The organism is Leifsonia sp. NPDC080035 (assembly GCF_040050925.1).
Lineage (GTDB): Bacteria > Actinomycetota > Actinomycetes > Actinomycetales > Microbacteriaceae > Leifsonia.
Map to the genome: position 1 here is coordinate 3748521 of NZ_CP157390.1, position 21107 is coordinate 3769627.

Sequence of the window (21107 nt, forward strand, 5' to 3'; positions counted from 1 at the left end):
GGCGCTCAGGCGTACGGAGCGCTCAGGCGCTCGGTCGCAAGGTTCTCCGGGATGGCGTCGAGGTAGCCGCGCAGGTTGCGCGCGGTCTCCGCGACGGAGTCGCCGCCGAACTTCTCCAGCACGGCGTTCGCCAGCACGAGCGCGACCATCGCCTCGGCCACGACGCCGGCGGCGGGGACGGCACAGACGTCCGAGCGCTGGTGGTGCGCCGGCGCGGCCTCGCTGGTGGCGATGTCGATGGTGCGCAGCGCGTGCGGCACCGTGGCGATCGGCTTCATCCCGGCGCGGACGCGCAGAACGCTGCCGGTGCTCATGCCGCCCTCGGTGCCGCCGGCCTTGTCACTGGTGCGGACGATGGTGCCGTCCTCGGCGACGAGCTCGTCGTGCGCCTCCGACCCGCGACGGGTCGTGGTCAGGAAGCCGTCGCCGACCTCCACGCCCTTGATCGCCTGGATGCCCATCAGCGCCGCGGCGAGCTGCGCATCCAGTCGGCGGTCCCAGTGGACGTGCGAGCCGAGCCCCGGCGGGAGCCCGTAGGCGAGCACCTCGACGACGCCGCCCAGCGTGTCGCCGTCCTTGTGGGCGGCGTCGACCTCGGCGACCATCCGCTCCGAGGTCTCCGGGTGGAAGCAGCGCAGCGGATCGGCGTCCAGGGCCGCGACATCCCCCGGCTTCGGCAGCGGGGCGTCCTCCGGAACCCGGACGGGCCCGATCGAGAGCGTGTGGCTGACCAGGGTGATCCCGAGCTCCGCGAGGAACGAGCGCGCGACGGCGCCCAGCGCGACGCGCGCGGCCGTCTCCCGGGCGCTGGCGCGCTCAAGCACCGGCCTGGCCTCGTCGAAGCCGTACTTCTGCATGCCGACCAGGTCGGCGTGGCCGGGGCGCGGGCGTGTCAGCGCGGCTCCGCGGCCCGAGCTGAGCTTCTCGGGGTCGACCGGCTCCGGGCTCATCACGTCGACCCACTTCGGCCACTCCGTGTTGCCGATGCGCAGCGCGATCGGGCTGCCGAGGCTCAGGCCATGCCGGACGCCGCCGGAGACCTCCAGTGCGTCCTGCTCGAACTTCATCCGTGCGCCGCGGCCGTAACCGAGCTTGCGGCGCGCGAGATCGGCGCGCACGTTCTCGAGCGAGACGGGCACCCCGGCGGGGAGCCCCTCCAGGACGGCGATGAGTTCGGGGCCGTGGGATTCCCCGGCGGTGAGCCAACGAAGCATGCTTCGATTCTGGCACAGCGCGGTGGAGCGCCCCGCCGGGTTACGCCGGGACGGTCACTCGCTCACCGGGGCGCCGGCCGCGTCGATCCCGACCGCGTCGAGCATCGCTGCGAGCACCTCGTCCTCGCCCTGCAGCGGCTGCAGCGGGTCACCGGAGACGAAGATGCGCACCTGCAGCAGCGCCTGGTGGACGAGCAACGCGAGGCCGGACACGACCCGGCCGCCCACGGCCTGCCAGCTGGCGGCCAGCGCGCTTGGCCACGGGTCGTACGCAACGTCGAACAGCAGCGAGCGCCGCCGCGTGGAGTCGGTGTAGACCGCGGCGGTGGAGGTGCCGCCCGGCAGGGCGCTGATGACGAGTTCCGGGACGTCCAGCGAGCGGTCCGCCTGCGCGAACGACCGCAGCCGCACCATCAGCCCGGCCTCGTGCGCGAGCGCCTCCAGCCACACGCTCTTCTCGAGATTGCGGACGTGCACGTCGACGCGCTCGGCGCCGAGCTCTGCCGCGGCGATGAGCGCGGATGCGGCGGTCGCTCCCCCGCCGAGGATGTGGACGTAGCGGGCGCTCTCGACGCCGGCAGCCTGAAGTGCGCGCACCATGCCGGGGACGTCCGTGTTGAAGCCGCGCACCTCGTCGCCGTCGAGCAGCACCGTGTTGGCGGCGCCGGTCTGCTCGGCCACCCGGTCGGTCTCGGTGAGCAGCGGGAGGACGGCCTGCTTGAGCGGCATCGTGAGCGACAGACCGCGCCACTCGGGCCCGAGTCCGTCGATGAAGCCCGCGATGGCCCCCTCGGCGACGTCGACGGGTTCGTACGCCCAGTCGAGGCCGAGCACGCCGTAGGCGGCGCGGTGCAGGGCCGGTGACTTCGAGTGGCCGATGGGCGAGCCGAGGACCGCGAGCTTGCGCGTGGGGGCCTTCGCGGAGGTCTTCGCTTTGGCGGACGACGGCTTCGCCTTCTTCGCCGCGGGCTTGGCCGGTGTGGGCGCCGGCGCGGTTGCCGGCTCGGGCTCGGCCTCCGGCGCGGGCTCGTCCGCGGCGGCGTCTACCTCCTGGTCGTCCGCCGGCTCCTCGCTGTCGGCGGCGGCCTCCGCCTCCGCGACGGCCTTCTCCTCCGCCTCGGCCTCGCGCTCCGCCTCGACGAGCTCGGCGATCAGGGCCTCGGCCGACGCCTCGGACACGCCGTCCTCGACGGACTCGGCGCGTGCGTTCTTCTTGCTGGCGTCACTCATATCCGGGGTTGTCCTTCATCCACTGGTGCCACTTCTCGACCGCCGCCTCGTGCTCCGCGAGCGTCGTCGAGAAGATCGTCTCTCCGGTCTTCAGATTCCAGGTCACGAAGAACATCCACGGGCCGTTCGCGGGGTGCACGGCGGCGTTGATCGCCAGGTCGCCCGGGTTCGAGATCGGGGCGGGCGGCAGACCCGGGTGCACGTAGGTGTTGTACGGGTTGCTCGCGTCGGCGCGCTCGGCGTCGGTCGTGCCCGCACGCTCGGTGTGGCCGGTGCCGTAGGTGACGGTCGCGTCCGACTCGAGCTTCCAGCCCTGCGCGAGCCGGTTGAGGAAGACGCGGGCGACCTTCGGATAGTCGTCCTTCAGGCCCGCCTCCCGCTGCACGACGGACGCGAGCAGGACGGTCCTCCAGCGGTCCGCCGGTGCGACGCCCGCGTCGTCGAGTGCCTGGAACATCCGGTTCACCATCGTGGTGATGGCCTCCTTGGCGGTGGTGCTCGGCCCGAAGGTGTACGTCGCGGGGAACAGGAAGCCCTCCAGCGACTTCGCCTGCGGCGGCAGCCCGTACGCGGCCGGCGTCGAGGACGCCTTCTGCAGGTCGGCGAGCGGGATCTTGGTGCTGTCCGCGACGATCTTCAGGATGTCCTTCTCGGTCGTTCCCTCCGGGATCACCGCGGTGTTCTCCACGCGCGAGGCGGGATCCTGCAGCGCGATCAGCGCGGACTGCGCGCTCATCCGCTTGGCCAGCTTGAAGACGCCGGGCTGGAACTCCACCTGCGGGTGCTGGCGGAGCAGCAGCTCGTAGAACGCGTCGTAGCTCTTGGTGACCCCCGCGGCGTGCAGGTTCGTCGCGATGCTGTCGCCGGTGTCCCCCGACTTGATCGTGAACATGACCTCGCCGGTGCCGTCGCCGGTGTAGTCGTTGTCCACCGGGCTCAGCGCGGTGACGATCTTGGCGATCTGCGGCTGGAAGAACGCGTACGCTCCCCCGCCCAGTCCGCCCAGGATCAGCAGGACCACCAGCGTCACCACGAGCGGCTTCACCCAGCGGCGCTTGCGCTTCGGAGCGTCCTCGTGCGAGAGGTAGTGCTGCTGCCGCCACGCCAGCGGCGACTCGGCCTGGGAGGAGGCAGGCTCCTCGTCGAGCGCACCGAACAGCGCACGAACGGGATGTTCGTGCTCGTGGCCCTGGTCGGATCCGTGCCTGACGCCGACGCCGACGGCCTCCAGCTCCGGCTCCTCGGCCGGCTCGACCTTGGCGACCGGCCCGGTGATGACGGAGTCGAAGTCCAGCCCCGCGAGCGCGCTGCGCTCGGCCTCCCGCGCATCCGCCTGCGGCTGCGCCGCCTCCGGTGACGTCGCGTTCTGCTGCGCCTCGGCCGCCTCGGCGGCCTCTGCCGCTTGCCGGGCCTCGCGCGCCTCGCGGCGGGTCATCGGCGGTCGGTTCACGGCAGGGAACGCGGGGGGATCCGGCTTCTCCTGCGGGTTCTGCGCCAAGCTGCTGTCCAATGCTCTTATTCGACGGGTTCGCCCGGCGGACGGCCAGAGGCGCGCTCCGCGTCGAGGGCGTGCTGCAAAATTATCGTGGCCGCCACCTGATCCACCACCGGACGCGCAGTTTTCGAGTTTCTGCCGGACGCCCGGAGCGCGGAATGGGCCGAGACCGTGCTCAGCCGCTCGTCCACAAGGCGTATCGGAGCCTCCACCTCCCCGCCGAGCGCTTCGGCGAAGGCCACGGCGTCGGCGGTGGATGCGGTGTGCGCGCCCGAAAGGGCCAACGGAAGCCCGACGATAATCTCGAAAACTCCGAGTTCGCTCACGATCTCGGCGATCCTGCGGCGATCCGCAGCATCCTCGGAGCGTGCGACGGTCTCGAGAGGGGTCGCCAGCATCCCGTGGAGGTCGGACCGGCTGACGCCGATCCTGACCTTGCCGACGTCGATGCCGAGCCGAACTCCCGTCCGCACGCGCTACCCGATCGCCGACGACACCGCGCCGAGCGCGGCCGGGATCGCGTCCGCGTCCGTTCCGCCGCCCTGTGCGAGGTCCGCCTTGCCGCCGCCGCCCCCGCCGAGGATGCCCGCGGCGGTCTTGGCGAGCGCGCCCGCGTTCACGCCGGCGTCGCGCGCGGCCTGGTTCGTGGCCACGATGACGACGGGCTTGCCCGCGGCGCGCGCCGCGAGGGCGACCGTCGCCGGGTCGGACCCGAGGCGCTCGCGCACGGTCGTGACGAGCAGGCGCAGGTCGTCGGCCGAGTTCAGGGTGCCCGCGTCCTCCGCGACCACGGTCACCGCGCCGCGACGGGTCGCGGACTCCAGCAGCCCCGGAACCTTGTCGAGCACGGCGCGCGCCTCGAACGCCTGGATGCGCTTCTCGGCCGCCTTCAGGCTCGCCATCAGGTCGGCGATCTTCTCCGGCAGTTGCTCGCGCGGCGTCTTCAGCGAGCTGGAGAGCTGCGAGACGATCGTGCGCTCGACCGCGAGGTCCTGGAACGCCTCCAGCCCGACGAGCGACTCCACTCGACGGTTGGTGGAGCCGACGGACGACTCGCTGACCAGGTTGATCATCCCGATCTCGGCGCTGCTGGACACGTGCGTGCCCGCGCAGAGCTCGCGCGACCAGGGGCCGCCGATGTCGACGACGCGCACGACGTCGCCGTACTTCTCGCCGAACAGCGCCATCGCGCCGAGGGCCTTCGCCTCCGCCAGCGGCAGCTCGCGGGTGGTCACCTCCAGGTTGTCCCGGATCGCGTTGTTCGAGATCTCCTCGATCTCGCTGCGCGTCTCCGGCGACAGGGCCTGGTTCCAGGAGAAGTCGAGGCGCAGGTAGCCGGCCTTGTTGTACGAGCCGGACTGGTGCGCGTTGGGGCCGAGCACCTGGCGGAGCGCGGCGTGGACGATGTGCGTGCCGGAGTGCGCCTGCCTGGCGCCGCGACGGTACTGTGCGTCGACCAGGCTGGTCGCCGGCGCGCCGACGCCCACCTCGCCGCTGCGGACGAGCACCTTGTGGCTGATCAGGCCCTTCACCGGCTTCTGGACGTCGAGCACGTCGAGCTCGTAGCCCGGGCCGATGATGGTGCCGGCGTCCGCGTCCTGACCGCCCGACTCGGCGTAGAGCGCCGTCGCACCGAGGATGATCTCGGCGACCTGGCCCTCGGTCGCCTTCGAGACAGACTGACCGTCGACGATCAGCCCGAGAACGCTCGACTCCGTCTCCAGGTCCGTGTACCCAGTGAACACGGTCTCACCCTGCGCGCGGAACGCGCTGTAGACGGAGAGGTCGGCGAGCGCGGTCTTCTTCGCCTTCGCGTCCGCCTTGGCGCGGGCGCGCTGGTCGGCCATGAGGCTGTCGAACGCGCCGCGGTCGACGCTGAGGCCCGCCTCCTCCGCCATCTCCAGCGTGAGATCGATCGGGAAGCCGTAGGTGTCGTGCAGCAGGAACGCGGTGTCGCCCGCGAGCTGGTCCTTACCCGACTTGCGCGTGTTCGCGACCGCGGTGTCCAGGATGCTGGTGCCGGCCGCGAGCGTGCGCAGGAAGGTCTCCTCCTCGGCGTAGGCCAGCTGGGAGGTGCGCGCGAACTCTGTCTCGATCTCCGGGTATGCGGCCTTCATGGCGTCACGGGACACCGGGAACAGCTCCGGGAACGTCGCACCCTCGACGCCGAGCAGCCGCATCGCGCGCACGGTGCGGCGCAGCAGCCGGCGCAGCACGTAGCCGCGGCCCTCGTTGGACGGCGTGACGCCGTCGGTCATCAGCATCAGCGCGCTGCGGACGTGGTCCGCCACGACGCGCAGTCGCACGTCGTCCTCGTGCGCCTCGTTGCCGTACGGCTTGTTCGCGAGCTCCGCGGCGCGGTCCAGCACCGGACGCACCTGGTCGATCTCGTACATGTTGTCGACGCCCTGCTTGATGAACGCGACGCGCTCGAGGCCCATGCCGGTGTCGATGTTCTTCTTCGGCAGGTCGCCGAGGATCTCGAAGTCCTTCTTGCCCGTGCCCTCGCCGCGCAGGTACTGCATGAAGACCAGGTTCCAGATCTCCACATAGCGGTCGTCGTCGGTCGCGGGACCGCCGTCGATGCCGTACGCGGGACCGCGGTCGAAGAAGATCTCCGAGCACGGGCCGGCGGGGCCGGGCTGGCCGGTCGACCAGTAGTTGGTGTCCTTGCCGAGGTCCTGGATGCGCTCGGGAGGGAGGGTGGAGACGCGCTGCCAGATCTCCCGCGCCTCGTCGTCCTCCTCGTAGACGGTGACCCACAGGTCGTCCGGCGAGAAGCCGAGGCCGCCCTCCTCCTCGGATGTGGTCAGCAGATCCCAGGCGAAGGTGATCGCCTGCTCCTTGAAGTAGTCGCCGAACGAGAAGTTGCCGCACATCTGGAAGAACGTGCCGTGCCGAGGGGTCTTGCCGACCTCCTCGATGTCGAGGGTGCGGATGCACTTCTGCACGCTCGTCGCGCGCGGGAACGGCGCGGGGACGACACCGGTCAGGTACGGAACGAAGGGCACCATCCCGGCCACCGTGAAGAGCAGCGACGGGTCGTCGCTGACCAGGGAGGCGGAGGGGACGACGGTGTGACCGCGCTTGGCGAAGAAGTCGAGCCAGCGGCGGTGGATTTCAGCAGTCTGCATGGGTTCCGGTCGTATCGAAGCGTGCGTGGGGATGAGAGACGGTCAGTCGCCGTCGATGGCCGAGCGGATCTCGGCCTCGCGCTGCCGGTAGCCGTCGGAGACGGCCTCGCCGAAGTCGCGCGCCTTCTTGTCGAGCGTGCTGAAGAACTCGCGGCCCTTGGGGGTCTCGTTGACCTTGTGGGCGACGGCGAAGCCGAGTGCGACGCCGGCGAGCAGCCACAGGAAACTCTTCATTGCTGGATCTTCCCTCCCTGGATGCGTGCGCGCGAGGCGCACTCGCGCAAGTCTAGTCCGCTCCGCCGCGGCGACGCCGGGAGCCGCCCGCCGCCCGGAACGCGGCCCGCGCGGCCGCGCTGAACCCCGCGAGCTTGATGAGCGGGCCGCCCACGGTCGCGGCGAACAGGGCGACCAGGGCGGAGACGTTGCCGGTGACGTCGGCGACGTTCTTGGTGATCACGTCGACGCGCGCGAGCTGCTTGTTCGTCTCCTGCAGCGTCGTCGCCGTCTCATCCAGGATCGGCGTGATGCCGTCGCTGGCCTCCTTGATCGCATCCCTCGTGGAGTCGAGGACGCGCCCGAGCTTCAGCAGCGGAACGGCGATGAAGCCAACCAGCACGGCGAAGACCACCGCCGCGATCAGTCCCGCGATGTCTCCTGCGGACATGTCGGCCCCCTCCATTCCGTGACGGGCATACATTCCCAGCGTACGGGAATGCCGCGTCGGGGAAAAGGAGAACGGGGCCGTGGCGCGAAGCCACGACCCCGTTCCAGGGAGTCTCGCGATCCTTAGCGGGCCGCGTAGTACTCGACGACGAGCTGGACGTCACAGGTGACGGGGACCTCGGCGCGCTTCGGGCGACGCACGAGCACCGCCTGCAGCTTGTCGAGCTCGACCTCGAGGTAGCCCGGGGTCTTCGGCAGAACGTCGACGTGACCGCCGGCGGCCGCGACCTGGAAGGGCTCGGTGCCCTCGGAGCGGGCCTTGACGCCGATGGTCTGACCCGGCTTCACGCGGAACGACGGGCGGTCGACGATCTTGCCGTCGACGAGGATGTGACGGTGAACGACGAACTGGCGGGCCTGCGAGATGGTGCGGGCGAAGCCGGCGCGGAGCACGAGGGCGTCCAGACGCATCTCGAGGAGCTCGACCAGGTTCTCACCGGTCAGACCCTGGGTGCGGCGGGCCTCCTCGAACGCGATGCGGAGCTGCTTCTCGAGGATGCCGTACTGGGCGCGCAGACGCTGCTTCTCGCGCAGACGAACGGCGTAGTCGGAGTCGGCCTTGCGCTTCGTGCGGCCGTGCTCACCCGGGGCGTACGGGCGCTTCTCCATGTAGCGGGCGGCCTTCGGGGTGAGGGCGATGCCCAGTGCGCGAGACTCACGGGTCTTGCTGCGGGAACGTGAAGACACGGTTTCCTTTCGGTTTTCTCTCTATAGGTTCGATGGATGCGGGCACGCTGAAGCCCGCAGAGAGAGGGATTGTCGCCGTGGACGCCCGGCTAAAGGGCCATTCCGTCGAAACCGTGTCCCTGGCAGCCGCACCCTGAACACGCTTCTAGGCGCATCGATTCTAGCAGAACACGCGCGCCGCTTTCGTCACTCCCCGCGGACGATGCGGCGGAGCTTGGCCAGCCGCGCGGAGACGTCGCGTTCGTTGCCGTGCTCCGTCGGGGCGTAGTAGCTCGTGCCCTTCAGCTCGTCGGGCAGATACTGCTGCCGCAGCACACCGAGCGCGTCGTCGTGCGGATACTTGTAGCCCTTGCCGTGGCCGAGTCGCTTCGCGCCCGGGTAGTGCGCATCCCGCAGGTGCTTGGGCACTCGCCCGATCTTGCCGGCGCGCACGTCGGCGATCGCCGCATCCAGCGCCATGTACGCGGCGTTCGACTTCGGCGCCGTTGCAAGGTGGACGACCGCCTGGGCGAGCGGGATGCGCCCCTCGGGCATCCCGATGTACTGCACCGCGTCCGCCGCGGCGATCGCGACCACCAGTGCCTGCGGGTCGGCCATGCCGATGTCCTCGGAGGCCGAGACGATGATGCGCCGCGCGATGAAGCGCGGGTCCTCCCCCGCCTCGATCATGCGGGCGAGGTAATGCAGCGCCGCGTCCACGTCCGAGCCGCGCACCGACTTGATGAAGGCGCTGATCACGTCGTAGTGCTCGTCGCCGTTGCGGTCGTAGCGCAGCAGCGCCCTGTCCACGGCCTGCGCCACGAGCTCGGCGGTGATCACCGGCTTCTTCTTCGACGTCGCCGGAGTGGAGGATGCGGCGGTCACCGACGCCGCCTCCAGCGCGGTGAGCGCGCGCCGGGCGTCGCCGGAGGCCAGCCGGATGAGCGCGGCGCGCGCCTCGTCGTCCAGCGTGTATTGTCCGGCGAGCCCGCGCTCGTCTGTGACAGCGCGGTCGATCACGACGCCCAGGTCGTCGTCGCTCAGCGTCTCGAGGGTGAGCAGGAGCGAGCGCGAGAGCAGCGGCGAGATGACGGAGAACGACGGGTTCTCGGTCGTCGCGGCGACCAGGATGACCCAGCCGTTCTCGACACCGGGGAGCAGGGCATCCTGCTGGGCCTTGGTGAAGCGGTGGATCTCGTCGAGGAAGAGCACGGTGGAGACGCCGTACAGGTCGCGCGTCGAGAGCGCCTCCTCCATGACCAGCCGCACGTCCTTGACGCCGGCCGTCACCGCGGAGAGCTCGACGAACCGCCGCCCGGACGAGTGTGCGATCGCCTGCGCCAGCGTGGTCTTCCCGGTGCCGGGAGGGCCCCAGAGGATGACCGAGACGGAGCCCGACTGCCCCTCCTTGTCGGATGCGAGCGCGACGAGCGGCGAGCCGGGCCGCAGCAGGTGCCGCTGGCCGGCGACCTCGTCGAGGGACTTCGGCCGCATGCGCACGGCGAGAGGCGTCGCCCCCGTCCGGAGCCCAGGCTGCACATCGACCACCCGATAAGGCTAGTCGCAACCACCGACGCCGCTTCCCCGCCCGAGCGGTTTGGAGTCCATAGGAGCGCCGGATAGGGTTCGATCCAGCAGATTCCCGCTCGACGGCGCCCCCGGAGGACACACGTGGCACCCAGCAAGCAGAACGACCGCGACGCGCGACAGGCCCGCGAGCGCCTCCGGGCGTACCAGGCCAGGCAGACGGTCCACGAGGAGAAGACGAAGCGGCGCAAGCGCGACAACTGGGTCGCCGGCATCGCCGTCATCGTGATCGTCGGGCTCGCCGTCGGGACGCAGCTGCTGTACTTCGCGAAGCCCGGTCCCGCGAGCGCATCCGCGTCGCCGTCGCCCTCCGCGTCGTCCGCCGCGCTGTCGCTGCCCTCGAAGTCCCTCGCCGAGGACCGCACCTGGACCGGCACCATGACGATCAACGGCATCCCGCTCGGGGTGTCGCTGGACGGTGCGAAGGCGCCCCAGGCCGTCTCCAGCACCGTCTACCTGACGCAGAAGAAGTTCTACGACGGGCTGAGCTGCCACCGCCTCACGACCAGCGGCATCTACGTGCTGCAGTGCGGCGACCCGGAAGGCACGGGCGGCGGCGGGCCCGGCTACGAGTACGGGCCCATCGAGAACGCGCCGAGCGACGACACCTACCCCGCCGGCACGATCGCGATGGCGCGCCAGGGCAACAACGCGAAGAGCCAGGGCAGCCAGTTCTTCATCGTCTACAAGGACACGAAGCTCGGCCGGGACGACGCGGGCGGCTACACGGTCATCGGGAAGGTCACGAGCGGACTGGACACGCTGGTGAGCCAGGTCGCCGACAAGGGCGTGAAGGGCGGGGCCGGAGACGGCGCACCCGCCGTGTCGACGAAGATCGACACCTTCACGCTGCAGTGACGCGGCGCGTGCAATAGGCTTTTCCCAATCCCGGCACCGCAAGCAAGGTGAGGCTCTTGGCTACTTCTGAACAGCACCCCTGGGGTCGCGTCGACGAGACCGGCACCGTGTACGTCCGCGAGGGCGACGGCGAACGCGTCGTCGGCGAGTACCCGGACGGTACCGCGGAGGAGGCGATCGCCTACTTCGAGCGCAAGTACACGGATCTCGCCGGCCAGGTCGGCCTGCTCGAGCAGCGCGCGCGGCGCGGCGCCCCGGCGAACGACGTGGCGAAGTCCGTCGCCAACCTCCGCAGCGCCGTCGAGGGCGCGAACGCGGTCGGCGACCTCGCCTCCCTGCTCACCCGTCTCGACGCCCTCGGCGGCACCGTCGAGGAGCTGACCGAGCAGCAGAGCGCCGAGGCCAAGGCCGCCGTCGAGAACGCGATCCTCGAGCGCACCGCCATCGTCGAGGAGGCGGAGGCGCTCGCGGCACAGGACCCCGAGCGGACGCAGTGGAAGCAGACGACCGCGTCGCTTGATGCGCTGTTCGCGCGCTGGCAGGCGCACCAGCACGACGGGCCGCGCCTGCCCAAGAACGAGGCGAACGAGCTCTGGAAGCGGTTCCGCGCCGCCCGGTCGACCATCGAGCACAACCGCAAGGCGTTCTTCGCCGAGCTCGACAGCCAGCACCGCGACGTGCGCTCCCGCAAGAACGCGCTCATCGAGCAGGCGGAGCGTCTGGTGCCGCTCGGGGCCGACGGCGTGCCGGAGTACCGGCGGCTGCTCGACCAGTGGAAGCTGGCGGGACGCGCGGGCAAGAAGAACGACGACGCCCTCTGGGCGCGGTTCAAGGCAGCCGGTGACGCGATCTACTCGGCGAAGGCCGAGGTCGACGCGCGCGACAACGTCGAGTACGAGGCGAACCTCCAGCTGAAGCTGGCGCTCCTCGAGGAGGCGGAGCCGCTCCTGCACGAGAAGAACCGCGAGACCGCACGCGCCGCCCTGCTCTCCATCCAGGAGCGCTGGGACGCGATCGGACGCGTGCCCCGCGAGCAGGTGCGCCCCATCGAGGACCGGCTGCGCAAGGTCGAGGCGGCCGTCCGCCGTCTCGACGAGGAGCACTGGGAGAAGAACGACCCCGAGAAGAAGGCGCGCTCGGAGGGGCTGGCCAGCCAGCTCAACGCGGCGATCGCCAAACTGGAGCAGGAGCTCGCCGAGGCCCAGGCCACTGGTGATGCCGCGAAGGTGAAGGCGGCCCAGGAGGCGCTCGATGCCCGCAAGATCTGGCTCGACGCGCTGAAGTAGCCCTTCTCCACAGCCCGGTTCGTCCCGGGACCTTTCCACCGATTCCCTCAGCCATCCCCTCAGCACGTTCGCGCCGGGGAGGCTGAGGGCATGACGAAAGCGAATCCCGCAACTCCCGCGCTCCTCGACAGGAGCGTCATGCCCATCGCCGAGCTCTTCGCGCTCGTGCTCGACGGTCAGGCGTTCCGCGTCGGGGACGCCTTCGCCCCGCTCGACGTGGCGGACTCCCCCGGTCTGCGCGCCCGCGCGTTCGCCGAGCTCGGCGCCGGGCCGGCGATCGCCGATCGCGGGACGGCGGCGTGGATTCACGGCGTCCGGGCGGAGCCGCCTCCACAGGCGCAGGTCTGCATCGACCCGAAGCGCCGTGGCCGCCTGCCCGACGGTGTGGATGCGCACCAGCACGATGTCGCCCTCGGCGATGCCGTCTCGCTCGCCGGTGTGCGCGTGACCTCACCGCTGCGTACCGCCGCCGATCTGCTTCTCACGCTGCCGCGGTTCGGTCGGCGTGACGCACAGGAGGCTGCCCACCTGCTCGCCATCGCAGGCGCGAGCGTCACGGCGCTGACCGAGCGGCTGGCCTCCTCACGGCGCAACGGCGTGAAGCGCGCACTCGGACGGGTGGCGCAGGTCGAGCGGGCGGTCCTGCCGTGACCGCCCGGTCAGCCGCCGCTGACGCGGTAGACGTCGTAGACGCCGTCGATGCGACGGACCGCGTTCAGCACGCGGTCGAGGTGGGTGGTGTCCCCCATCTCGAACACGAACCGGCTGAGCGCCAGCCGGTCGCTCGAGGTGGTGACCGTCGCGGAAAGGATGTTCACGTGGTGCTCCGACAGCACCCGCGTCACGTCAGAGAGCAGCCCCGAGCGGTCGAGGGCCTCGACCTGGATCTGCACCAGGAACACGCTCTTGGAACTCGGCGCCCACTCGACGTCGATCATCCGGTCGGGTTCCTGCAGCAGGGACTGCACGTTGTGACAGCTGGCCTGGTGCACCGAGACGCCCTGCCCACGGGTCACGAACCCGACGATCGGGTCACCGGGAACCGGGGTGCAGCACTTCGCGAGCTTCACCAGGATGTCCGGGGCCCCGCGCACGAGCACGCCCGAGTCGCTGTTCCGCAGCTGCTTGCCACGGCCCTTGACCGGGATGTCCAGCTCGCCATCCGACTCGACCTCGCTCTGCAGCGAGGCGACGATCTTCTCGATGACGGACTGGGTGGAGATGTGGCCTTCCCCGACCGCCGCGTACAACGACGAGACGTCGGGATGCTTGAGCGAGGAGGCGACCTCGACGAGCGCATCCTGCGTCATCAGCTTCTGCAGCGGCAGGTTCTGCTTGCGCATCGCCCGGGCGATCGCATCCTTGCCCTGCTCGATCGCCTCGTCGCGGCGCTCCTTGGTGAACCACTGGCGGATCTTGTTCCGAGCGCGGGGGCTCTTGACGAAGTTCAGCCAGTCCTGGCTCGGGCCGGAGTCCGGGTTCTTCGAGGTGAAGATCTCCACGACGTCGCCCGTGGCAAGCGTGCTCTCCAGCGGCACAAGGCGACCGTTCACCTTGGCGCCCATCGTGCGGTGGCCGACCTCCGTGTGCACCGCGTACGCGAAGTCCACCGGTGTCGCACCGGCGGGCAGACCGATCACCCGGCCCTTCGGCGTGAAGACGTAGACCTCTTTGGCGCCGATCTCGAACCGAAGCGAGTCCAGGAACTCGGACGGGTCTGCGGTCTCGGCCTGCCAATCGGAGATGTGGGCGAGCCAGGCGAGGTCGGTGTCGACCTTGGACGGTCCCCCGGCGCTCTTCCCGGTCGTCTGCTCCTTGTACTTCCAGTGCGCCGCCACACCGAACTCGGCGCGCTGGTGCATCTCCTCGGTGCGGATCTGGATCTCGACGGGGCGGCCCTGAGGCCCGATCACGGTGGTGTGCAGCGACTGGTAGAGGTTGAACTTCGGCGTCGCGATGTAGTCCTTGAACCGACCGGGCATCGGCGTCCACCGGGCGTGGATCTGGCCGAGCACGGCGTAGCAGTCGCGCACCGTCGTCACGAGGACGCGGATGCCGACCAGGTCGTAGATGTCGTCGAACTCGCGACCGCGCACGACCATCTTCTGATAAATGGAGTAGTACTGCTTGGGCCGGCCGACGACCTTCCCGCGGATCTTCGCGGACTTGAGGTCCTCGTTGATCGAGGCGATCACCTGCTGCACCAGTCGCTCACGCTCGGGTGTGCGCTGCTTGACCAGGCTCTCGATCTCCGCGTACAGCTTCGGGTAGAGCACCGCGAACGACAGGTCTTCGAGCTCCCACTTGATGGCCTGGATGCCGAGCCTGTGCGCCAGCGGCGCGTAGATCTCGAGCGTCTCGGTCGCCTTGCGGGCGGCGTTCGCGGCCGGCACGAAGCCCCAGGTGCGAGCGTTGTGCAGCCGGTCGGCGAGCTTGATGATCAGCACGCGGATGTCCTTCGACATCGCGACGATCATCTTGCGCACGGTCTCCGCCTGCGCGCTGTCGCCGTACTTCACCTTGTCGAGCTTGGTGACGCCGTCTACCAGCATCGCGATCTCGTCGCCGAACTGGTCGCGAAGCTCGTCGAGGGTGTATTCGGTGTCCTCGACGGTGTCGTGGAGCAGGGCGGCCGCGATGGTCTTCGCCCCGATGCCCAGATCCGCGATGATCTGAGCGACGGCGACAGGATGCGTGATGTACGGTTCGCCGGAGCGGCGCTTCTGGCCGTTGTGAGCGCGCTCGGCCACCGCGTACGCGCGCTCGATGAGGGACAGGTCCGCCTTGGGATGGTGCATGCGGACCGTACGGATCAGGGTGTCGACCGCGCCGGCCGGCTGAGCGCGAGAGAAGATCCGGGGCACGAGGCGGCGCAGCGAAGCGGACTGCGGTGTCGAAGTATCAACCATCTGCGCGCCTCCTGTCGTCCATTATCGCCGGTCCGGATGCCGCCGCCTGCACACAGGGGACGGCGGGACCCGTCAGACGACCGCCCCCGGCGATCCGTCGGAACGCGCGACCGGGGCGCCGGACGCCTCCCAGGCGTCCATACCGCCGGCCACGTTCGCCGCGGGGTAATCGGCGCGGTTCAGGGCGCCGGTGACCATCCGCGAGCGAGCGCCGGTGTGGCAGATCACCAGGATCTGCTCCGCTTCTGGCAACTCGTGCTGCCGCGCCTCGATCTCCGAGAGCGGGATGTGATGGGCGGCCGGGGCGTGCCCGGCCTCCCACTCGTAGCCCTCGCGGACATCGAGCAGCCAGGCCGAACCCGACTCGACGAGCTCATGCGCACGGGCGGCGCTCACCTCGTCTTCCGACAGATAAGAACCGCCCACGCGCCCTCGCTATTCCGCCGTGGCCGGCTACTCGGCGCCGACCGCCGCGACGGGCGGCTTGGCGGCCTTCGGCCGGATCGAGCGGACCTTCTGGTCGTGCTTCCTGATCGCGGCCTCGCCCTCGCGGAACTGCGAGTACATCGGCGCGGCAAGGAAGATCGTCGAGTAGGTACCGACGATGATGCCGATGAGCAGAGCGAGCGAGATGTCACGCAGCGTCGCCGCTCCCAGTGCGTAGGCACCGATGAACAGGATGGAAGCGACCGGCAGGACGGCGACCACCGCTGTGTTGATCGAACGCACGAGCGTCTGGTTCACCGCGAGGTTCACCGACTCGGCGAACGTGCGCCGGGTCAGATCCATCTCCTCCCGGGTGTTCTCTCGGATCTTGTCGAACACCACGACGGTGTCGTACAGCGAGTAGCCGAGGATCGTCAGGAAGCCGATCATCGTCGCGGGCGAGACCTCGAAGCCCACCAGGGCGTATATCCCGGCAGTGATGATCAGGTCGTGGAACAGCGAGATGATCGCCGCCGCCGACATCTTCCAGGTCCGGAAGTACAGCGCCATCGCGATGAACGCGAGCAGCAGGAAGACCACGAGACCCTGGATCGACTGCTGGGTCACGTCCGCACCCCAGGACGGGCCGATGAACGTCGAGGAGACGTCGCTGGCGTCGACACCGTACGTCTTCGCCAGGGCGTCCGCGACCTCCTTGGTCTGCGACTCGGAGAGCTGGTCGGTCTGCACCTGCACGGCATTGCGGCCGACGACGCTCACGTGCGAGACGGCGTCGGGCACGACGCTCGCCACCGCGTTCTGCGCCTTGGTCGTGTTCGTGTTCTCGACGTTCGTGATCTGGAACTGCGAACCGCCGCGGAACTCGATGGAGAAGTTGAACCCGCCCTTGACGATCGGCACGAGGATCGAGAGCACCACGAGGATGATCGCGATCGTGTACCAGATCTTCCGCTTGCCGACGAAGTCGAACGAGCGGGCGCCGGTGTAGAGGTCGTTGCCGAACCTGGTGAGACGGCTGGCCATCAGGAGTCCTTCCCCTCGGTCGAGCGATCCGAGGACGTCGACGCTGCGGCGAGCTCCGCCGCTTTGCGCTCGGCGATCGTCTGGCGGCGTGCCGCCTCCTTGCCGCTGCGGGCGGCCTTGCCTGCGCTGACGCTCGTCGACGAGGACGGGCTGCGGAACTGCGCGGCGCCGCGGTACACGGCGCCGAGCGCCTGCGGGTCGAGACCGGAGAGCGGGTGCCCGCTGGAGAAGAACCGCGTGCGTGCCAACAGCTGGAGCGTCGGATGAGTGAACAGCAGCACAACGACCACGTCGATGATGGTCGTCAGGCCCAGCGTGAACGCGAAGCCGCGGACGTTCGCGGCGGCGAGCACGTAGAGGACGATCGCCGCGAGGAGGTTGGTCGCCTTCGACGCGTAGATCGTGCGCCGCGCGCGACCCCAGCCCGCCTCGACCGCGCCTTCCAGGGATCTGCCGTCGCGCAACTCGTCTCGTATTCGTTCGAAGTACACGATGAACGAGTCCGCCGTGAATCCGATCGCGACGATGAGGCCCGCGACGCCGGCGAGGGAGAGCCGGTAGTCGTAGTGCCACGACAGCAGGGAGATCGTCAGCCAGGTGAGCACACCGGCCACCACGAGCGAGACGATCGTCACGAAGCCGAGCAGGCGGTACTGGAAGAACGTGTAGATCGCGACGAGGATCAGACCGATCAGACCGGCGATGAGACCGCTGAGCAGCTGGGACGTACCGAGCGTCGCCGAGATCGTGTCCTGGCTCTGCACCTTGAAGCTGAACGGCAGGGCGCCGAACTTGAGCTGGTCGGCGAGGGCCTTGGCGCTCGACTCGGTGAAGTTGCCGGTGATCTGCGGGCGGCCGTCGGTGATCGCCGCCTGCGTGGTCGGTGCCGAGATGACCTTGCCGTCGAGCACGATGGCGAACTGGTTCTGAGCGCCCTGCAGAGCGACCAGACGGGTGGTCACGTCCGAGAACAGCTTCGTGCCCGTGCCGTTGAAGACGATGTTGACCGCCCACTGGCCGGTCGTGACGCCCTGCGAGGTCTGCACAAGACCCGCGCTGGCGTCCTTGATGTCCTGACCCTTCACCTCGACCGGCCCGAGCAGGTACTTGGCCTGGTTCTGGTCGTCACAGGTGATGAGCGGCTGGTCCGTCGGGGCCGAGGAGAGATCCTGGTTCTTCGCCTCCGAGCACGAGAACGCCTCGAACTCGGCCTGCAGCTTGGGCGTCACCCAGGCGAGGTCGCTTCCGTTGGTCGGGCTCGTGGACGGCGTCGACTGCAGGCCGGGGGCCGGCGTCGGCGCCGGGGTCGACTTGCCGTCCGCTCCCACCACCTCGTTGCTCGGGCTGCCGGAGACCAGCACGGGACGGAAGTCGAGGCGTGCGCTCGACTTGACGCGGTTCAGCGTCGCCTCGTCCGGCTTGCCGGGCAGCGACACGACGATGTTGCGCGAGCCCTCGGTCGAGATCTGGGCCTCGGACACCCCCGAGGCGTCGATCCGCTGGCGGATGATCGACACGGCCTGGTCGAGCTGCTGCTGCTCGATCGACTGACCGTTCTGCACCTGCGGCGCCAGGATGATCTGGGTGCCGCCCTCGAGGTCGAGGGCCAGCTTGGGCAGCCACGTGGCGTTACTGAAGAGGACCCCGGCCGTCAGTGTGCCCAGAAGGACAACCACGATGACGCCGAGCCACGTCAGAGAACGCCAGGCCTTTTTGACCGGGGTCGACTTTGCCACCTAGGAACTCAGCTTTCTACGAGCGTCCACGCGCCACAGCGGCGCGCGGAGCACAGAGGAGGATGCTATCAGTCGTCGCTCTTGGCGCCGGGCTTCTTCGACGCGTCGTCGAGTCGCTCGCCGAATTCGGGCTGGTCGTGGTGGATCGCGGTGTCCTCGTTGAGCTGCGGGGCAGCAGCCGTCGCGGAGGCGGCGTCGTCCTCGACGACCTCCGGGGTCTTCGGCTCGACGACGCGGGCGAGCACCTGGCGGTGCACCTTCACGACGTGGCCGGGAGCGGTCTCGATGAGCGCGGTGTTGTCGTCCTCGTCGACGGAGACGAGAGTTCCGTACAGACCGAAGTTCGTCATGACCTCAGCGCCGGGCTGCATCTTCGAGCGGGTCTCCGCCTGCTCCCTCTGCCGCTTGCGGCTGTTGCGGAACATGAAGAACACGAGGGCCGCCAGGATGACGACCATCACAATGGTCAACGGGTCAATGGGCATGAAGTCTGCCGAACCTTCCGGTGAAGTGTGGGAACAAGCCGAATGGCTTCGTGAAATTATAGGTCATCCATCAGTGATGGTTGCTGTGAGACCGCCTGCTGGGGGCCGGAGAGCCCGAAGTGCCGCCACGCCGACGGTGTCGCCACCCGCCCGCGCGGAGTCCGGGACAGCAGACCGATGCGAACCAGGAACGGCTCGACCACCGACTCGATGGTCTCCGCCTCCTCGCCGACGGACACGGCCAGGGTGTTCAGACCGACCGGGCCGCCCTCGAAACGTTCGAGGATGGCGTGCAGCACCGCTCGGTCGAGCCGGTCGAGGCCGAGAGCGTCGACGTCGTACAGCTCCAGCGCCGCGCGCACCGCCGCGATGTCGGCGCCGCCGCCGTGCACGAGGGCATAGTCGCGCACCCGCCGCAGCAGGCGGTTGGCGATGCGCGGGGTGCCGCGGCAGCGGCCGGCGATCTCGGCCAGGGCCGCCTTGTCGATCTCGAACTCGAGCATCGTCGCGGCACGGGCGAGGACCTGGGTGAGCTCGGACTCGTCGTAGAACTCCAGGTGCGCGGTGAAGCCGAAGCGATCGCGGAGCGGGTTCGGGAGCAGGCCGGAGCGGGTGGTCGCGCCGACGAGGGTGAAGGGTGCGAGATCGAGAGGGATGGAGGTGGCGCCCGCGCCCTTGCCGACCATGATGTCGATGCGGAAGTCCTCCATGGCGAGGTAGAGCATCTCCTCGGCAGAACGGGCCATCCGGTGGATCTCGTCGATGAAGAGCACCTCCCCCGGCGTCAAGGAGGAGAGCAGGGCGGCGAGGTCGCCGGCGTGCTGGATGGCGGGGCCGCTGGAGAGCCGGAGCGGACGGCCGCTCTCCTGCGCGACGATCATGGCGAGGGTGGTCTTGCCGAGGCCGGGAGGGCCGGCGAGCAGGATGTGGTCCGCCGTGCGGTCCTGCATCTTCGCCGCGGTCAGGAGCAGCTGAAGCTGCCCACGGACCTTGGCCTGGCCGACGAACTCGGCGAGAGTCCGCGGTCGCAGCGCTCCCTCGAACGCGAGCTCGGACTCCGACTCCAGCTCGGGGGCGGTGAGGTCCTCGCTCATCGCGCACCCTGCTTAGCCGGACCGAGGTGGGCGAGCGTCAGCCGCAGCAGCGCCTGGACGCTGTCCCGGGCCGTCTCATCGGTGTCCGCGACGACCTCGGCGACGGCCTCCGCGGCGATCTTCTCGGGCCAGCCGAGGCCGACGAGCGCGACGAGCACGCTGTCGGTCACCGACGATCCACGGCCGCTCGCCTTCGTCGCACGGGCGGGTGCGGTGCGCGCGGCGACCAGTTTGCCGGTCAGCGAGACCACGATCAGCTTCGCGGTCTTCGGCCCGATGCCGGAGACCTTGCGGAACGGCGCGTCGTCGTCGGCGGCGACCGCCGAGGCGATCTGGTCGGGGCTGAGCACAGACAGCACGCCGATGGCGGACTTCGGGCCGACGCCGGACACGCCGTTCAGGAGCTCGAAGACCTGCAGCTGCTCGAGGTCGGCGAAGCCGAAGAGCTGCAGGGCGTCCTCGCGGACGATGAGGGAGGTGTGCACGAACGCTTCGTCGCCGACGCGGAGGGACAGCACGTGATCGGGGGTGAGCTGCACGGCGAAGCCGACGCCGCCCACCTCGATCACGGCGGTGCCGCCGCTCGCGGAGAGGACGGTGCCGCGGAGGGAGGAGATCACCTGGCAAGCCTACGTGTCGCCGCCGACGTCCGGCTGGAGCGTTCCGCGGCGCGCCACGCCGCCTGCGCCGGCGTGAGCGAGGTGTCCGCAGAACCGGCCTGCGCCGGCGCGGCGACGGGGCCGCCGCGCCACGCGTGGCAGATCGCGATCGCCAGCGCATCCGCCGCGTCCGCGGGTTTCGGCGCTTCGGCGAGGCCCAGGATGCGCGCGACCATCGCCTGCACCTGCTTCTTGTCCGCCGAGCCGTAGCCGGTGATGGCCGCCTTCACCTCGCTCGGCGTGTGCAGCGCCACGGGCAGGCCGCGCCGGGCGGCCGCGTGCAGCGCGACGCCACTGACCTGCGCGGTGCCCATCACGGTCCGGAGGTTGTGCTGGGCGAACACGCGCTCGATCGCCACGACCGCGGGGCCGTGGGCGTCGATCAGCTCGTCGATGCCGGTCCCCACCGTCAGCAGCCGCTGCTCGAGCGGCATGTCCGGCGGGGTGCGGATCACCGTGACCGCGACCAACGCCGCGCGGCGGTCGGAGCGCACGTCGACGATCCCGACGCCGCAGCGCGTGAGACCCGGGTCGATACCGAGCACCCGGACCGTCATCGCG

20 protein-coding genes are annotated in these 21107 nt (G+C 69.8%); 3 read left to right on the plus strand and 17 right to left on the minus strand.

Features of this window, described 5'->3' with window-relative positions; all coding sequences use genetic code 11:
- Positions 1-5: 5 nt before the first annotated feature.
- The 9 genes from aroC to AAME72_RS18220 form a co-directional block, all read right to left on the minus strand.
- Positions 6-1214, minus strand: a complete 1209-nt coding sequence (gene aroC, locus AAME72_RS18180) for a chorismate synthase (RefSeq protein ID WP_348787935.1) — start codon at positions 1212-1214, stop codon at positions 6-8.
- A 54-nt stretch (positions 1215-1268) separates the two neighbouring features.
- The gene (locus tag AAME72_RS18185; RefSeq protein WP_348787936.1) at positions 1269-2444 is read right to left on the minus strand and encodes a shikimate dehydrogenase; all 1176 of its coding nucleotides are present in this window, start codon (positions 2442-2444) and stop codon (positions 1269-1271) included.
- Entirely contained in the window at positions 2437-3954 is a 1518-nt protein-coding gene (mltG, locus tag AAME72_RS18190) for an endolytic transglycosylase MltG (protein ID WP_348787937.1), read from the minus strand. Before mltG ends, AAME72_RS18185 begins: the two co-directional genes overlap by 8 nt.
- A gap of 5 nt (positions 3955-3959) precedes the next feature.
- A complete protein-coding gene (gene ruvX / locus AAME72_RS18195; protein ID WP_348787938.1) occupies positions 3960-4412 on the minus strand; it encodes a Holliday junction resolvase RuvX in 453 nt (150 codons plus the stop codon).
- A 3-nt stretch (positions 4413-4415) separates the two neighbouring features.
- On the minus strand, positions 4416-7073 hold the full coding sequence (gene alaS, locus AAME72_RS18200) for an alanine--tRNA ligase (protein ID WP_348787939.1): 2658 nt from the start codon (positions 7071-7073) through the stop codon (positions 4416-4418).
- Between the two features lie 42 nt (positions 7074-7115).
- Positions 7116-7307 (minus strand): hypothetical protein, encoded by a 192-nt coding sequence (locus AAME72_RS18205; RefSeq protein WP_348787940.1) that lies wholly within the window; start codon positions 7305-7307, stop codon positions 7116-7118.
- A 52-nt stretch (positions 7308-7359) separates the two neighbouring features.
- Positions 7360-7737 carry a DUF948 domain-containing protein gene (locus AAME72_RS18210; protein WP_348787941.1) on the minus strand — a complete coding sequence of 126 codons (378 nt, stop codon included), beginning with the start codon at positions 7735-7737 and terminating at the stop codon, positions 7360-7362.
- Between the two features lie 122 nt (positions 7738-7859).
- Positions 7860-8483 (minus strand): 30S ribosomal protein S4, encoded by a 624-nt coding sequence (rpsD, locus tag AAME72_RS18215; protein ID WP_314145922.1) that lies wholly within the window; start codon positions 8481-8483, stop codon positions 7860-7862.
- A gap of 186 nt (positions 8484-8669) precedes the next feature.
- Positions 8670-10010 (minus strand): replication-associated recombination protein A, encoded by a 1341-nt coding sequence (locus AAME72_RS18220; protein ID WP_348787942.1) that lies wholly within the window; start codon positions 10008-10010, stop codon positions 8670-8672.
- Positions 10011-10133: 123 nt separating this feature from the next.
- Between AAME72_RS18220 and AAME72_RS18225 the strand changes: the two genes are divergently transcribed.
- The 3 genes from AAME72_RS18225 (at position 10134) to AAME72_RS18235 (ending at position 12844) form a co-directional block, all read left to right on the plus strand.
- Entirely contained in the window at positions 10134-10907 is a 774-nt protein-coding gene (locus AAME72_RS18225; protein WP_348787943.1) for a peptidylprolyl isomerase, read from the plus strand.
- A 56-nt stretch (positions 10908-10963) separates the two neighbouring features.
- The gene (locus AAME72_RS18230; RefSeq protein ID WP_348787944.1) at positions 10964-12193 is read left to right on the plus strand and encodes a DUF349 domain-containing protein; all 1230 of its coding nucleotides are present in this window, start codon (positions 10964-10966) and stop codon (positions 12191-12193) included.
- Between the two features lie 90 nt (positions 12194-12283).
- The gene (locus AAME72_RS18235; RefSeq protein ID WP_348787945.1) at positions 12284-12844 is read left to right on the plus strand and encodes a hypothetical protein; all 561 of its coding nucleotides are present in this window, start codon (positions 12284-12286) and stop codon (positions 12842-12844) included.
- Between the two features lie 8 nt (positions 12845-12852).
- On the opposite strand, the gene AAME72_RS18240 is transcribed toward AAME72_RS18235, so the two are convergent.
- The 8 genes from AAME72_RS18240 to ruvC all read right to left on the minus strand — a co-directional run bounded on the left by AAME72_RS18240 (position 12853) and on the right by ruvC (position 21103).
- Positions 12853-15102, minus strand: coding sequence for a bifunctional (p)ppGpp synthetase/guanosine-3',5'-bis(diphosphate) 3'-pyrophosphohydrolase (locus AAME72_RS18240; protein ID WP_348787946.1), 2250 nt, complete (start codon positions 15100-15102; stop codon positions 12853-12855).
- A gap of 72 nt (positions 15103-15174) precedes the next feature.
- On the minus strand, positions 15175-15498 hold the full coding sequence (locus AAME72_RS18245) for a rhodanese-like domain-containing protein (RefSeq protein WP_348787947.1): 324 nt from the start codon (positions 15496-15498) through the stop codon (positions 15175-15177).
- A 57-nt stretch (positions 15499-15555) separates the two neighbouring features.
- The gene (secF, locus tag AAME72_RS18250; RefSeq protein ID WP_348787948.1) at positions 15556-16572 is read right to left on the minus strand and encodes a protein translocase subunit SecF; all 1017 of its coding nucleotides are present in this window, start codon (positions 16570-16572) and stop codon (positions 15556-15558) included.
- A complete protein-coding gene (gene secD, locus AAME72_RS18255; RefSeq protein WP_348787949.1) occupies positions 16572-18308 on the minus strand; it encodes a protein translocase subunit SecD in 1737 nt (578 codons plus the stop codon). The genes secF and secD overlap by 1 nt, the downstream gene beginning before the upstream one ends.
- Positions 18309-18376: 68 nt before the next feature.
- Entirely contained in the window at positions 18377-18793 is a 417-nt protein-coding gene (yajC, locus tag AAME72_RS18260) for a preprotein translocase subunit YajC (protein ID WP_348787950.1), read from the minus strand.
- Between the two features lie 56 nt (positions 18794-18849).
- Positions 18850-19887, minus strand: coding sequence for a Holliday junction branch migration DNA helicase RuvB (gene ruvB, locus AAME72_RS18265; protein ID WP_348787951.1), 1038 nt, complete (start codon positions 19885-19887; stop codon positions 18850-18852).
- Positions 19884-20507, minus strand: coding sequence for a Holliday junction branch migration protein RuvA (gene ruvA / locus AAME72_RS18270; protein ID WP_348787952.1), 624 nt, complete (start codon positions 20505-20507; stop codon positions 19884-19886). Before ruvA ends, ruvB begins: the two co-directional genes overlap by 4 nt.
- Positions 20504-21103, minus strand: coding sequence for a crossover junction endodeoxyribonuclease RuvC (gene ruvC / locus AAME72_RS18275; RefSeq protein WP_348787953.1), 600 nt, complete (start codon positions 21101-21103; stop codon positions 20504-20506). The genes ruvA and ruvC overlap by 4 nt, the downstream gene beginning before the upstream one ends.
- Positions 21104-21107 lie beyond the last annotated feature (4 nt).

Excerpts from the sequence above, each read along its gene's own strand:
- AAME72_RS18185 (WP_348787936.1), bottom strand. The coding sequence starts at position 2,444 with ATGAGTGACGCCAGCAAGAAGAACGCACGCGCCGAGTCCGTCGAGGAC.
- AAME72_RS18240 (WP_348787946.1), bottom strand. The coding sequence starts at position 15,102 with ATGGTTGATACTTCGACACCGCAGTCCGCTTCGCTGCGCCGCCTCGTG.
- yajC (WP_348787950.1), bottom strand. The coding sequence starts at position 18,793 with ATGCCCATTGACCCGTTGACCATTGTGATGGTCGTCATCCTGGCGGCC.
- AAME72_RS18205 (WP_348787940.1), bottom strand. The coding sequence starts at position 7,307 with ATGAAGAGTTTCCTGTGGCTGCTCGCCGGCGTCGCACTCGGCTTCGCC.
- AAME72_RS18235 (WP_348787945.1), top strand. The coding sequence starts at position 12,284 with ATGACGAAAGCGAATCCCGCAACTCCCGCGCTCCTCGACAGGAGCGTC.
- alaS (WP_348787939.1), bottom strand. The coding sequence starts at position 7,073 with ATGCAGACTGCTGAAATCCACCGCCGCTGGCTCGACTTCTTCGCCAAG.
- ruvC (WP_348787953.1), bottom strand. The coding sequence starts at position 21,103 with ATGACGGTCCGGGTGCTCGGTATCGACCCGGGTCTCACGCGCTGCGGC.
- secF (WP_348787948.1), bottom strand. The coding sequence starts at position 16,572 with ATGGCCAGCCGTCTCACCAGGTTCGGCAACGACCTCTACACCGGCGCC.
- AAME72_RS18210 (WP_348787941.1), bottom strand. The coding sequence starts at position 7,737 with ATGTCCGCAGGAGACATCGCGGGACTGATCGCGGCGGTGGTCTTCGCC.
- aroC (WP_348787935.1), bottom strand. The coding sequence starts at position 1,214 with ATGCTTCGTTGGCTCACCGCCGGGGAATCCCACGGCCCCGAACTCATC.
- ruvB (WP_348787951.1), bottom strand. The coding sequence starts at position 19,887 with ATGAGCGAGGACCTCACCGCCCCCGAGCTGGAGTCGGAGTCCGAGCTC.